The organism is Capnocytophaga sp. oral taxon 380 str. F0488 (genome assembly GCF_000318255.2).
GTDB lineage: Bacteria > Bacteroidota > Bacteroidia > Flavobacteriales > Flavobacteriaceae > Capnocytophaga > Capnocytophaga ochracea.
In genome coordinates, this window is the sequence record NZ_KB291211.1 from 1 (window position 1) to 14,591 (window position 14,591).

Annotated in this window: 9 protein-coding genes; all 9 read left to right on the top strand. The window is 42.0% G+C overall.

The window, feature by feature from the left end; all coding sequences use genetic code 11:
- The first annotated feature begins 221 nt into the window (after positions 1-221).
- The 9 genes from HMPREF9078_RS07660 (at position 222) to HMPREF9078_RS07700 (ending at position 14,581) form a co-directional block, all read left to right on the top strand.
- Complete coding sequence (locus HMPREF9078_RS07660; RefSeq protein ID WP_009420133.1) at positions 222-1,307, top strand: hypothetical protein; 1,086 nt, start codon at positions 222-224, stop codon at positions 1,305-1,307.
- 7 nt (positions 1,308-1,314) lie between these two features.
- Positions 1,315-1,932, top strand: coding sequence for a hypothetical protein (locus HMPREF9078_RS07665; protein ID WP_009420134.1), 618 nt, complete (start codon positions 1,315-1,317; stop codon positions 1,930-1,932).
- A 50-nt stretch (positions 1,933-1,982) separates the two neighbouring features.
- Positions 1,983-3,284 (top strand): 30S ribosomal protein S12 methylthiotransferase RimO, encoded by a 1,302-nt coding sequence (gene rimO / locus HMPREF9078_RS07670; RefSeq protein ID WP_009420135.1) that lies wholly within the window; start codon positions 1,983-1,985, stop codon positions 3,282-3,284.
- A gap of 62 nt (positions 3,285-3,346) precedes the next feature.
- Complete coding sequence (locus HMPREF9078_RS07675) at positions 3,347-4,894, top strand: type I restriction-modification system subunit M (protein ID WP_034543293.1); 1,548 nt, start codon at positions 3,347-3,349, stop codon at positions 4,892-4,894.
- Positions 4,895-4,898: 4 nt separating this feature from the next.
- A complete protein-coding gene (locus HMPREF9078_RS07680) occupies positions 4,899-6,110 on the top strand; it encodes a restriction endonuclease subunit S (RefSeq protein WP_009420137.1) in 1,212 nt (403 codons plus the stop codon).
- Between the two features lie 131 nt (positions 6,111-6,241).
- Entirely contained in the window at positions 6,242-9,346 is a 3,105-nt protein-coding gene (locus HMPREF9078_RS07685) for a type I restriction endonuclease subunit R (protein ID WP_009420138.1), read from the top strand.
- Between the two features lie 51 nt (positions 9,347-9,397).
- Positions 9,398-9,964, top strand: coding sequence for an aminoacyl-tRNA hydrolase (gene pth, locus HMPREF9078_RS07690; protein ID WP_009420139.1), 567 nt, complete (start codon positions 9,398-9,400; stop codon positions 9,962-9,964).
- 19 nt (positions 9,965-9,983) lie between these two features.
- On the top strand, positions 9,984-10,442 hold the full coding sequence (locus HMPREF9078_RS07695; RefSeq protein ID WP_009420140.1) for a CopD family protein: 459 nt from the start codon (positions 9,984-9,986) through the stop codon (positions 10,440-10,442).
- Positions 10,443-11,296: 854 nt separating this feature from the next.
- On the top strand, positions 11,297-14,581 hold the full coding sequence (locus HMPREF9078_RS07700; protein WP_009420142.1) for a TonB-dependent receptor: 3,285 nt from the start codon (positions 11,297-11,299) through the stop codon (positions 14,579-14,581).
- The last annotated feature ends 10 nt before the right edge of the window (positions 14,582-14,591 follow it).

Consider the following 14,591-nt stretch of genomic DNA (forward strand, 5'->3'; position numbering starts at 1 on the left):
GAGACTTCTCCCAAGGAGAGGGGGATATAGCGACAGTAAAGAGAAGGGATAATTAGAGAATTAGCAAATTTGGAAATTAGCAAATGAGAAGTGTGATTAATTGGTGGGACTCTGAAAGAGGTTGGTTTTTTGTCATTGTATAAAAGTTTAACATTCCTTTAATAGTTGAGAATAAAAAAAAGCATTACTTTTGCCTCAAAATTTAAATACTAACATTCATTATGAAGAGAATTTTATTGAGCCTTTTGGCCACAGTTGCCCTCGTAAGTTGTGGCGACAAAAACGATGATGCTCCTGCATATTCTGCAGAGGAAGCAAAAGCGGCGGTTACCGCTACGATGAACAGTTTTTATGACTGTCTTAAAAAAGCAAATGACGGCGGTTTTGCTGACTTCTTTTACAATACTGTATTCAAAGAAGCAGGTAGAGACCAATATGGTCAAAAAGAAACGTGGTTTGACCAATTAGGTGACCAATTCGACCGTCAGTTTGATTTGAACAAAGACAATGGTTTTAACTACCAAGAGCTCAAAGGTACTTACACTTGGAATAGCACTACTAAACAATGGGACAAAACGGCTAATACTACCAATAACATCGTTTGGTTGTTCCCTGCTACGGCTAGCAGTACTACCAACAATGCCCGTGGGGTAGTAGAAAATTATGAAGATTTTAAAGCTACTTTTGAAGGAGGAGATGTAAGTAAACTTCCTATAAAAGGTCACGCTGTTGTTACGGTAGATAACGTAAAAATGCTTGAAGTAATAATTGGCAATGTGAGATATGAACAAAACGCTAATTTTGCAGTGCCTACTTCAGCAGATATTACTATTTTTACCAATCCATTTACCACTACTATCAGACTTACCAAACAAACCGCTGAGAACTTTATCTTTGACTTTGCCTTTAGTTCTCCTCAAGGCTGCACAACTGGATTAAAAGCCAATGTAAAACTTACTTCTGGCAATTATGATAGCTTTGCTACTTTTGAAGAAGCAGTTGATAACATTCACGTGTTAGCTATTCAAAATGACTTTCAAATTATAGCACAAGCAGATGTAAAATCAGTGCATAAGTCAGGTAAAAAAATAGGAGACTTAACAGTGGAAGAAGCAAATACTTATGTAAAAGCAGAGCTCTATAAAAATGGTCGCAAAGTAGCTGATGTGAAAATCGATAAAGAAAACGACGAAGAGGTAGTTTACTTTATTTTCTCTGACGGTTCTAAAGAAAAAGCAGAAAAATACGTATCGGACTTTGAAGATAGAGTAACCGAAATATTCAAACGTTTTACTAAAACTAAATAAGTAATGAATGAGAAAGTTCTTATTATTCATTTTAACTATAATTAATGGCATTGCTCTCGCTCAAGAGGGCAATGTTCTTTTTAGGACTACTGATAGTATCGTCGCCGCGACCTCTCCTACGACAATTGTGAATGATATACCAGAATGTAAGCATCAAATAGGCATAGGGCTTTCCAAATTTGTAAATGCCGCCTTCCCCAGTGATAGCAATGCTTTCCTATTGGAATACCGCTACCTAAAAACACCTTCTTTTGCCTATCGTATTGGGGGAGATTATCGCGCAGAAACTGCTAAGGATAGCAGTTATGAACTCGCTTTGAAGATAGGTGTTGATAAACTCTTCAAAGACTATAAGAAATGGCAATTTTACTATGGAATTGATGTTTGGGGGCGTTATCTTTATTACAAAGACCGCCAACAACACTTTACTAATATTGCTCTTAATCCTTTTTTCGGGGTACTATTTCGATTGAGCAAGAATTTTTCGGTAGCTACCGAGCCAGGTTTCTTTGTAAAATACAGCATTCGTCGCGATCGCCGAAGCTTCGACCCCGATGCTCAAACCGAGTGGTTTGAGAGTCGTTTAGCTAAAATAGGCTTTGTACAGCTGAATTTCCATTTTTAAGCGTGAACCACAAAATTATTCTTATCTTTGCACCCTGAAACTAACAACAAATGCGAACAAGAAGTATAAAGAAAAACACTATAAACGTCATAACCCTTGGGTGTTCTAAAAATGTGTATGACAGCGAAGTGCTGATGGGGCAACTTAAAGCGGGTGGTAAAGAGGTGGTGCACGAACAAAAAGGCAATATTGTGGTGATTAACACTTGTGGGTTTATCAACAATGCCAAAGAGGAGAGTATCAACACTATTTTGGACTATGTACAACAGAAAGAAGCCGGATTGGTAGATAAGGTGTTTGTAATGGGGTGTCTCTCTGAACGCTATAAACCCGATTTGGAGAAAGAAATCCCTGATGTAGACCAATACTTCGGTACTAGCGAACTGCCTGCTCTTTTGAAAGTACTCGGCGCCGACTATAAACACGAGCTCATAGGCGAGCGCCTCACTACTACCCCTAAGAACTACGCCTATCTGAAAATATCGGAAGGTTGCGATCGCCCTTGTAGCTTTTGTGCGATTCCGCTAATGCGCGGGGCGCACCTATCGACCCCTATTGAAGCTCTCGTAACCGAAGCGGGGAAGTTGGCTGCCAAAGGAGTGAAAGAACTTATACTCATCGCCCAAGATATTACCTACTACGGTCTTGACCTCTACAAGAAACGCGCTTTGGCTGACCTGCTCCGTGCCCTCGTAAAAGTCGAAGGCATCGAGTGGATACGCATACACTATGCATTCCCTACCGGCTTCCCGATGGACGTATTGGAGGTAATGAAGACTGAACCTAAAATCTGTAACTATTTAGACATTCCGCTTCAACATATTTCTGACTCTATCCTCGCAAGTATGAAGCGCGGTACTACCCAAGCGAAGACTACTAAACTGCTGAAAAAGTTCCGCGAAGCGATACCCGAAATGGCTATACGCACTACCCTTATTGTGGGGTACCCAGGAGAAACGGAAGAAGATTTCCAGAAGCTGAAAGACTTTGTAAAAGAAATGCGCTTCGACCGTTTGGGTTGTTTTACTTACAGTCACGAGGAAAACACTACCGCCTATGCGCTCGAAGACGATGTGCCGGAAGAAGTAAAGCTTGCACGTGCTAACGAGATTATGGAGATACAATCGCAAATATCGTGGGAGCTCAACCAAGAGAAAGTAGGAAAGACTTTTCGTTGCCTTATCGACCGCAAAGAGGGCAACTACTTTGTAGGTCGCACCGAATACGACTCGCCCGATGTAGACAACGAGGTGCTTATCGATGCTAAAAAACACTATGTAAAGATAGGTGATTTTACAGATGTAAAGATTATTGATGCTACCGATTACGATTTGTATGGAGAGCCGTGCTAATTTGCAAATTGGCTAATTCGCAAATTATTATTACCTTTGCACCTGTGAAAATAGGTAATATAATGACAAGTATCAAGCAAAGAGAAGAAATACAAGCCACAATTTGGAAAATAGCCAACGAAGTACGCGGAGCAGTAGATGGGTGGGACTTTAAACAGTTTGTGTTAGGAACCCTCTTTTACCGCTTTATCAGTGAGAATTTCACGAACTACATTGAAGCAGGCGACGAGAGTGTGCATTATGCCCAGATGCGTGATGAAGAAATTTCTCCCGAAATAAAAGACGATGCTACCAAAACCAAAGGCTACTTCATCTATCCCAGTCAGCTGTTTACGAATATAGCCAAAAATGCGAATAGCAATTCCAATCTCAATACCGATTTAGCAGCTATCTTCTCAGCTATCGAAAGTTCCGCCAATGGCTACCCCTCTGAGACTGACATTAAAGGACTGTTTGCCGACTTCGACACTACTTCCAACCGCCTTGGCAATACCGTTGAGGAAAAAAACAAACGACTTGCGGCGGTAATTAACGGCGTGGCAAGCCTTAACTTTGGCGATTTCGAAAACCACCAAATCGACCTCTTTGGTGATGCTTATGAGTTCCTCATCTCCAACTATGCCGCCAATGCAGGCAAATCGGGTGGGGAGTTCTTTACCCCTCAGAATGTCTCTAAACTCATTGCGCAGTTGGCATTATTAGGACAAACTTCAGTAAATAAGATTTACGACCCTGCTTGTGGGTCGGGCTCTCTGCTACTACAAGCTAAAAAACACTTCGATGACTACCAGATAGAAGAAGGCTTCTTTGGGCAGGAAATCAATCATACTACCTACAACTTGGCGCGTATGAATATGTTCTTGCACAATATCAACTACGACAAATTCAACATCGCCTTAGGTGATACGCTTATCAACCCTTGTTTTGGCGATGAAAAACCTTTTGATGCCATCGTTTCCAATCCTCCTTATTCGGTGAACTGGATAGGTAGTGACGACCCTACCCTTATCAACGACGACCGTTTTGCACCTGCAGGCGTATTAGCCCCAAAATCTAAAGCCGACTTTGCCTTTGTATTGCATTCCCTCAGCTACCTTTCAGCTAAAGGGCGTGCCGCTATTGTCTGCTTTCCCGGTATTTTTTACCGTGGAGGCGCCGAGCAGAAAATACGCAAATACCTCATCGATAACAACTATGTAGAAACCGTTATCGCCCTACCGCCCAACCTCTTCTACGGCACCAGCATTGCGGTGAATATATTGGTGCTTTCCAAACACAAACCCGATACCCGAACCCAATTTATCGATGCCAGTGGTGAGGACTTTTTTAAGAAAGAAACCAATAACAACGTACTGACCGATGCCCATATAGCGCGTATTGTTAGCATTTTTGCCGACAAAGAGGCAGTACCTCACACCGCTGTGCAGGTAGACAACCAGCAGATAGCCGAAAATGACTACAACCTATCCGCTAGTTCATACGTAGAGGCGAAGGACACCCGCGAGGTGATAGATATTCAGCAACTCAATGCCGAAGTAGCGCAAACCGTAGTGCGGATTGACAGCCTTCGTGCCGATATTAACGAAATTATTAGCCAATTAGAAGCGTAAACCTATGACACAAGAACCTAAAATATTCCCTTATATAGAACATCTCCTGCAAGGCGCTGAGGTGGTGTGGAAACCGCTGGGAGAGGTAGCTAGTTTGAAAAGAGGACGAGTAATTTCTAAAGAATATTTGTATGACAATGTAGGAGAGTATCCTGTCTACAGTTCTCAAACAGTAAATAATGGAGAAATAGGAAGAATAAAAACTTTTGATTTTGAGCAGGAAGCTATTACTTGGACTACTGATGGGGCAAATGCTGGCACTGTCTTTTATAGAGAAGGTTGTTTTTCTATAACGAATGTATGTGGATTGGTAACTATTAAAAATATACAAACCCTTAACTATAAATATCTGTACTATTGGCTTTCCATAGAAGCTAAGAAACATGTCTATTCAGGTATGGGAAATCCTAAGCTTATGAGTAATCAAATGGAAAAAATCCAAATCCCTCTTCCCCCTCTTTCTGTTCAGCAAGAGATTGTTCGTATTTTGGACAAGTTCACCCAGCTGGAGGCGGAGCTGGAGGCGGAGCTGGAGGCGGAGCTGGACTGCCGCAAGCGGCAGTATGAATACTATCGAAATAAGCTATTGACTTTCAATGAGATAGGGGGGGGTACTGAGATAGTTTGGAAAACGCTGGGAGAAGTAGGCACTTTTATACGGGGCAATGGATTACAGAAGAAAGACCTCATAACAAGTGGTGTTCCTGCTATCCATTATGGTCAAATTTATACTTACTATGGGATTTCTGCGGAACAAACAATTTCTTTTGTATCTCCTGAAACAGCTGAAGGACTTAGAAAAGTAGATTATGGAGACGTGATAATAACAAATACAAGTGAGAATATAGATGACGTAGGGAAAGCTGTTGCCTATTGTGTAAAAGAACAAGGTGTAACAGGAGGACACGCTACCATTTTTAAACCTTCAGAAAAAATCATAGGTAAATATTTGGTTTATTATACGCAGACAACAGAGTTTTCAAACCAAAAAAGAAAGTACGCTAAGGGAACCAAAGTGATAGATATATCGGCTAATGACTTAACTAAGATTACCATTCCTCTCCCTCCCCTCTCCGAGCAACAGCGTATTGCCAACATTCTTGATAAGTTCGATACTTTAGTCAATTCTATCAGCGAGGGGCTGCCGAAAGAAATAGCCCTACGCAGAAAACAATACGAGTATTATAGGGAGAAATTATTGTCGTTCCCCTCGTAGGGGTCAATGGCAATTGACCCTAAATATTGAGGAAGGATTGTTGTTTGAAGGCTAATTGCCTCACATACTCAGCTGCGCCAGCTCGCTGACTTTGCCCTTACAGATAAGATAAAATAAATTATAATCATATTATGACCTACAACACTATCGCCGAAACACAAAACTACATCGTTTTAGACAATTATACTAAGCTCTCTAAAGTGAGCGAAGCTCCTGCTACTTACCAAAGCGAAAATGCGTTAGAGCGCGAATTTATAGAGGATTTGGTAGAACAAGGCTATGAATACCTGCCACAGCTTACTACCCCCGCAGCACTCTTGAATAATGTGCGCACGCAGCTGCAGAACCTCAACAGCGTAACCTTCTCCGATGCCGAGTGGCAGCGCTTTGTAGAGGAATATTTAGATGCCCCCAGCGATAACTTGGTAGAAAAATCGCGCAAACTGCACCGCGATTATATCTACGACTTTGTATTCGACGATGGACATATACAAAATATCTATTTAGTAGATAAGAAAAATATCATTCGTAATAAGGTGCAGGTCATCAATCAGTTCGAGCAGAAAGGCTCTCACGCCAATCGTTATGATGTAACGATTTTAGTGAATGGGTTGCCCTTAGTGCAAATAGAACTCAAAAAACGAGGCGTGGCTATCCGAGAAGCGTTCAACCAAGTGCATCGCTATAGCAAGGAGAGTTTCAACAGCGAGAGTTCTCTGTACAAATACTTGCAACTCTTTGTCATTTCCAACGGTACCGATACCAGATATTTTGCTAATACCGTAAAGCGTAATAAAAACAGTTTCGACTTTACGATGAATTGGGCAAGAGCCGATAATACGCTCATCAAAGACCTTAAGGATTTTACCGCTACTTTCTTTCAGAAAAACACTTTGTTACAAGTGCTACTCACCTATTCCGTGCTTGATGTAAGCGACACACTATTAGTGATGCGCCCCTACCAAATAGCCGCTACCGAACGGCTACTGTGGAAGATAAAAAGTGCCTATCAGGCTAAGCACTGGAGCTCTCTCGAGGGAGGTGGCTACATCTGGCATACTACAGGCTCGGGCAAAACGCTCACCAGCTTTAAAGCTGCCCAATTGGCTACCCAGCTCGATTTTATCGATAAAGTGTTCTTTGTCGTAGACCGAAAAGATTTGGATTATCAAACGATGAAGGAGTACCAACGCTTTTCGCCCGATAGTGTAAATGGCTCAGGTAGTACTGCCGGACTCAAACAGAATTTAACCAAGAACGACCATAAAATTATCGTTACTACTATCCAGAAACTCAACAACCTGATGAGGAGTGAAGAGCATTTGCCGGTATACGACCAGCAAGTTGTCTTCATCTTCGATGAGGCACACCGTTCGCAATTTGGTGAAGCGCAAAAGAACCTTAAAAAGAAGTTCAAAAAGTACTACCAATTTGGTTTTACAGGCACCCCTATTTTCCCCGACAATGCCTTGGGCAGCGAAACTACTGCCAGCGTGTTTGGTCGCGAACTGCACGCCTACGTAATTACCGATGCCATTCGCGATGAAAAAGTACTGAAATTCAAAGTAGATTACAACGATGTGCGTCCGCAATTTAAGGGGATAGAAACCGAGCAAGATGAAGCCAAACTCAGTGCTGCCGAAAACAAACGCCTCTTGCTACACCCCGAACGTATTAGGGAAATATCTACGTACATCTTGCGCAATTTCCGCCTCAAAACCCACAGGAATGAGGGTAGTAATAAGGGCTTCAATGCGATGTTTGCCGTTAGTAGTGTAGAGGCTGCCAAATGCTACTACCAAGAGCTCAACGCTTTGCAAAAAGATAGCGACCGACCGCTCAAGATAGCGACTATCTTTTCCTATGCGGCCAATGAAGAACAAAATGCTATAGGCGACATTACCGACGAAACTTTCGAACCTTCCGCTATGGACGTCAGTGCCAAAGAGTTTTTGGAAAAAGTCATTACCGACTATAATGCGATGTTTAAAACAAGCTTTTCATCAGAAAGCAAATCGTTTGAAAACTACTATCGCGATTTGAGTAACCGTGTGAAAAATCAAGAAGTCGACCTGATGATAGTAGTAGGTATGTTCCTCACTGGTTTTGATGCCCCTATGCTCAATACGTTGTTTGTAGACAAAAACTTACGCTATCACGGACTTTTGCAGGCTTATTCTCGCACTAATCGTATCTACAACAGCACTAAGAGCTTTGGTAATATCGTTACTTTCCGCGATTTAGAAAAAGCTACCATCGATGCTATTACCCTTTTCGGCGATAAGAGCACCAAGAATGTAATCCTCGAAAAAAGTTACCAAGAGTATCTCGAGGGCTTTACTGATATTATTACCGGTAAAGCTTGCCGAGGCTATAACGAAATTGTAAAAGAACTAAAAGAACAATTCCCCGACCCTGATGAAATTCACACTACAGCCGATAAGAAAGCCTTTGTAAAGCTTTTTGGTGAATATTTGCAGGTGGAAAACATCTTGCAGAACTACGATGAATTTGCCCATCTCAAAGCGCTACAAACGATTGATAAAAACGACCCTGAAGCGTTAAAATCCTTTGCCGAGGAGCATTTCCTAACCGAAGAGCAAGTCGCTTCTATGGTACAATTAGAGGTACTAAAAGACCGATTAGTGCAAGATTATAAATCTACTTATAACGATATACGTGATTGGGTAAGCAAGGAACGCGAGAATGCAGTACAAGAAAAACAGTTAATTGACTGGGAAGAGGTGGTTTTTGAAGTAGATTTACTCAAATCCCAAGAAATAGACCTCGATTATATCCTCGAACTCATCTTAGAACACCACAAAAAGAACAAAAACAAAGAGGCTTTAGTAGAGGAAGTGCGCCGCATTATCCGTGCCAGCATTGGTAATCGTGCTAAAGAAGGCCTTATTGTCGATTTTATCAACGAAACTAATTTAGATACTATTGACGACAAACCGACTATCATAGCAGCGTTCTTCACTTATGCCCAAGAGCGACAAAAAGCTGAAGCTGCCGAGCTAATCGCTGAAGAAAACTTAAATGAAGAGGCGGCTAAACGATATATACAGCTTTCTCTAAAACGAGAATACGCCAGCGAAAATGGCACTGACCTCAATAGCATTTTGCCTAAAATGAGTCCGTTAAACCCACAATATCGAACCAAAAAACAAACTGTCTTTCGCAAAATAGCTGCTTTTGTAGAAAAGTACAAAGGCGTAGGAGGTGAATTGTAATTTTATAATTCACAAATCAGCTAATTCGCAAATTATTACTACCTTTGCACTATGAAGAAATATTTAATAGCCTGCCTCGGCAATATAGGGGCTGAATACGCCAACACACGTCATAATATAGGATTCCTTGTAGCCGATACATTGGTGAAAGACCATAATACTTCTTTTACTACTCAGAAGCTTGGTGACCTCGCCGAAATTAAAGTGAAAGGGCGTACCTTTATATTGTTGAAACCTTCCACGTATATGAACCTCAGTGGCAAGGCAGTGAGCTATTGGATGGAAAAAGAGAACATTCCTTTGGAAAACCTTTTAGTCATTTGCGACGATTTGAATATCCCGTTTGGCACTATCCGAATCAAAGGCAAAGGTAGTGACGGCGGGCACAACGGACTTAAAGATATACAAGCCCAACTGAACACCCAACAATATGCGCGTTTGCGCTTTGGCATTAGCAGTAATTTTGAATCGGGCAAGCAAATAGACTATGTACTCGGCGAATGGACTCCCGAAGAGCAAACCCTCCTCCCCGAACGCTTAGAAAAATGTGCCGAAGCCGTCCTTTCTTTTGGCTTAGCAGGGCTTAATATTACAATGAATACGTTTAATAACAAGTAACCCTTGACCCCTAATACCTATGTACACACATCACCTCATTCTCATTCTGCACCTCATTGCTGCCACTATTTGGGTAGGCGGACACTTAGTATTGGCTATCGGCTATTTGCCAAAAGCTCTTAAACGCAAAGATTTTAGCTATATAGGCAATTTCGAGAAGACTTACGAGCCTATCGGAATGCCCTCTCTTGCCGTATTAGTTATCACAGGTATTTTGATGGCTTACGACTACAACGCTGGCTTCAGTTCTTGGTTTTCATTCGCTACTCCTATTGAGCGCGTGGTATCGCTGAAACTCTCTTGCTTGCTTACCTCTATTTGTTTTGCTATTTCGGCACAAACGCGCGTTTTGCCCAAATTGCGCAAAGGTCAGCTTAACAAGTTGCCTGAAATGGCGGTGCATATTATCTGTGTAACCCTCATAGGGGTAGTAATGGTAGTACTGGGTAGCTTAGTAAGAATAGGAGGAATACAATAATATTAGAGAGCTAACTAATAAACTTCCATTAGCCCTCTTTCCTTTAAGATTTAAACGCAGATTGTTTCTCTTCAAACTTCCCGACTGGTTAAATTCTGCTTTTACTTCTCTTAACTTTCCATTTTCACTCACACCTAAGGTTTTTATCTGATTCCGATTATAAACCAATTGTCGAAGTCAGTTATTATGGGTTACACCAGCTCTTTAAGTTGCATTTTTGTATCATAACAAAAAAAATCTCTCTTCTTTATACAGCTTCCTATCAGCTAAGCCCCCATTTTACCTCTTATCTTTTCTCTTTTACTTTTTACCTCAACATACCCTTCCGAACCCCTCAACTCTTTTCAATAAAGTCATTCTTCTCATCTGACCTTCGTCCGGCACGTCCGAATCATCCGAGAACTCCATTCCCGCCCGTCGTGCTACGACCGCCCGTGCGGCTCGCTCCTAATTTGCTAATTTCCCTCCCTCGATTGGTTTTAGTAACATTCTAAATTCAATCTGTGTTCATTTAGTATTCAATTAATCTTCGGTTAGTCTCCATTGTAGAGCCACTGTAGACCCACTGTAGAGCCACTGTAGAGCCACTGAAGACCCACTGTAAAACCTCTATTTGTTTATTTATTTTAAAATATGTAATATTGCGCTTGTTAAAGAAAAAAAATATTTTGTTATAAACCTTTGATAAACACAATATAACAAATACCTAAACATTTCCTTTACTTTAATATTTCTTACTGTAGATAGAATTTGATAAATAAACGAAAAAAAATGATAACAACCCTTTAACTATAACACCCTACCTTTGCCCCAACGAAATAAGACATTTTCCATATAACTAAAATTCCAAAATTATGGATAGATTACATTCATACAAAACCAAACTACTGATGCTCGCTTGGCTGTTCGGGCTATGCGTAGGAGCACAATCCCTGTTTGCCCAAACAGTAAAAGGGAAAGTAGTTGATGAAGACAATATGCCTCTGATGGGTGCTACCGTATTGGAAGTAGGTACTAAAAACGGCGTAACCTCCGATTTCGACGGTAACTTCCAACTCAGCTTGAAGAACGGAAATGCTACCTTAGAGATATCCTTTATGGGATATAAGAGTACCAAAGTGCAGGTGCAAAACCGCAACAGCATCACCGTAAAGCTATTGCCCGAAACCACCGAACTAAAAGAAGTGGTGGTGGTGGGGTATGGTACCCAAAAGAAGGAAACTGTAACAGGTGCTATTTCTTCTGTCAAAGGAAATAAACTCGTAGAGAATGCAGTTGCCAACGTCTCCAATGCGCTGGTTGGGCGTATGCCAGGGATTACTTCCACTCAGTCCAGTGGTGAGCCTGGTAGGAACGCTACTACCATTCGTATTCGCGGGGTGAGTACCTTCAATGCAAGTAGCCAAGAACCTTTGGTAGTAGTAGATGGTATCCAAAGCTCTATGAATGCCGTAAATGCGATGGACCCTTACGAAATTGAAAGTATCAACTTGCTGAAAGACGCTTCGGCAACAGCTGTCTATGGTGTAAAAGGAGCTAATGGGGTGGTGGTAGTAACTACCAAAAGAGGTCGCTCTGGCGCTCCTAAGGTGAGTCTTACTTATAACTTTGGTATGAGTCAGCTGGCTACTCAGTTAGACCTGCTCAATTCTTATGATTATGCTCGTTTCCGCAACGAAGCTATTCGCAATGACAACGACCCTAGTAACTTCGATAAACTGTTCAGCGAAAGCGGTTTTCACAACGAGTTGTGGAAGTTCAAGAACAATCGCGACTACACACCTCAAGAGGTGGAAGCGATGAACCTCACTCCTGAACAAAAACAAGCCCTACTAAATAGCCCTGCTCTGTATTACACAAGTCATAACTATTTCAAAGAAGCTTTTGGCGGGGTATCTCCTCAAACGCAATTCAACCTAAACGTATCAGGGGGAAGTGAGAAAACGCGTTATTTTACTTCTTTGGGATATTTCTATCAAGGAGGTACTTTCAAAGAAACCAACTACCACAACGCCGATGTAAACTCTAAATATCAGCGTTACAACTTCCGCTCTAACTTCGATTTTGAACTTACCGACCGTACTAACCTCACGCTCGACCTTGCTGCTGTATCTTCAAAGGTAGGAGGGATTTTAGGTAGTGAGCAAGACGGCGATGTAAACAGCGAAACAGCCCGCAAAAAGTCGATGTTAGTACACATTTTGGCGAATACACCTTTTGCAGGTCCTGGTATTGTAGATGGGCGTTTAATCGATGGATATGTAGATGGCGTAAATCCTTTAGTAGGCAAAGGAGGTACAGGTTATTCCGTATTGTCCAGTTTGCTCTGGCGACCTTACCTTACTACCTATCAAACCGACTTAAATCTAAACTTAAAACTGAAACACAAACTCGATTATATCACTCAGGGTCTTTCTATTTCGGGTACTTTTTCTTACAACGATTTGTATAGAAAAGGGGTTAAAAGAGAACGCTCTATCCCTTCGTATAGCGTAACTCGCAACCCTAAAAACCCTGCTGAACTACTCTTCTTTGGCGGCAGACTCAAACACACTACCCTTACCGACCGCTTTAAATCAAGCAAGTGGCGTCGCCTCTATTTTGAAGTAGCTACCAACTACGACCGCTCTTTCGGAAAACACAATATCACTGCCTTACTTTTGGCTAACGGACAAAAAACGTACGACCCTGGTTTTGAGTTCAACGTACCTGCTGGTATTATGGGGCTCGCCGGTAGGGTTACTTACGATTACGACCGCCGTTATCTTATTGAAGGCAATATGGGGTATAATGGTACCGAAAACTTCGCTCCTGGCAAACGCTTCGGATTCTTCCCTGCCTTCTCATTGGGTTGGGTAGTTACTAACGAAAAGTTCTTCCCTAAAAACAATATTGTTACTTACTTAAAGCTCAGAGGTTCTTATGGCGAAGTAGGGAATGACCAAGTAGGTGGTCGCCGTTTTCTATACTTGCCTAGTACTTGGGGCTATGGTTATGAAGGCTACCGCAACGATGGCTATGGTGCAGGAGGTTACTATTTCGGTAGTAGTGATGGTACTACCAAAGACCCTTTCTATACTGGTGCTTGGGAAACGCGTGTTGGGAACCCCAATGTTACTTGGGAACGCGCCAAAAAAAGCAATGTGGGTATCGACCTGAATATGTTTAAAGATAGGCTTACCATCAATGCCGATGTATTCCAAGAAAAACGCGATAACATCTTGTGGAACAGAGGTACAGTGCCTGGTATTGTAGGTTCTGACCTTCCTGCGAGCAATATAGGTAAAGTAACCAATAAAGGTTACGAAATACAAGTGCACTGGGGCGACAAGATAGGCGATTTCACTTATGGTATCGGGGGGAATGTATCCTATGCCAAAAATAAAATTGACTACCGCGATGAGCCTAACAATCCTTATCCTTGGATGAATGAAACGGGTTATTCTATCGGGCAGTATAGAGGTTATCTCACCAATGGCTTCTACAACACTTGGCAAGAGGTAATGCAACGCCCTTATTCGCGTTTTGATGGCAATAAAGTACAACCTGGCGACCTCCGTTATGTAGATGTGAATGGCGATGGCGTTATCGACGAGAAAGACCGCGTGCCTATTGGTTATGCGAACTTCCCTCGCTATACTTTTGGGGCAAACCTCAATGTAGGTTACAAAGGATTTGAAATATCGGTGTTGTTCACCGGTACGGCTCAAGGTTCTATGCCTTTGGATTTCTATACGCGCAACCCTTTCTATATGGGTACAGGGGCTGCTTTCCAACATCAGTACGACGGACGTTGGACTCCTGAGAAAGCTCAAAACGGCATTACCCCTACTTTCCCACGTGCTTCTATGCGCACCGGCGATAATATCAACGGATTGTTTAGCGACTTCTGGTTGCTCTCTACCGACCATATCAAGCTGAAAAACGTGGAAGTAAGCTATCTCTTGCAAAAGAAAATGTGGTTGGATAAAGCTGGTATCTCATCGGTGAAACTATCGGTGAGTGGTAGCAACCTCTATACGTGGTCTAAAATGCACGATGGTTACGACCCCGAACAACAAGATTCTAACGGCGCTGCCTCTGGATATCTCTACCCTATGACCCGCACTTATAGCGTAGGGCTCAACGTTCAATTCTAAAAAATACAAC

Bases quoted from the DNA above. Each gene is read 5' to 3' on its own strand.
- HMPREF9078_RS07660 (WP_009420133.1), top strand. From the start codon at position 222: ATGAAGAGAATTTTATTGAGCCTTTTGGCCACAGTTGCCCTCGTAAGT.
- HMPREF9078_RS07665 (WP_009420134.1), top strand. From the start codon at position 1,315: ATGAGAAAGTTCTTATTATTCATTTTAACTATAATTAATGGCATTGCT.
- rimO (WP_009420135.1), top strand. From the start codon at position 1,983: ATGCGAACAAGAAGTATAAAGAAAAACACTATAAACGTCATAACCCTT.
- HMPREF9078_RS07675 (WP_034543293.1), top strand. From the start codon at position 3,347: ATGACAAGTATCAAGCAAAGAGAAGAAATACAAGCCACAATTTGGAAA.
- HMPREF9078_RS07680 (WP_009420137.1), top strand. From the start codon at position 4,899: ATGACACAAGAACCTAAAATATTCCCTTATATAGAACATCTCCTGCAA.
- HMPREF9078_RS07685 (WP_009420138.1), top strand. From the start codon at position 6,242: ATGACCTACAACACTATCGCCGAAACACAAAACTACATCGTTTTAGAC.
- pth (WP_009420139.1), top strand. From the start codon at position 9,398: ATGAAGAAATATTTAATAGCCTGCCTCGGCAATATAGGGGCTGAATAC.
- HMPREF9078_RS07695 (WP_009420140.1), top strand. From the start codon at position 9,984: ATGTACACACATCACCTCATTCTCATTCTGCACCTCATTGCTGCCACT.
- HMPREF9078_RS07700 (WP_009420142.1), top strand. From the start codon at position 11,297: ATGGATAGATTACATTCATACAAAACCAAACTACTGATGCTCGCTTGG.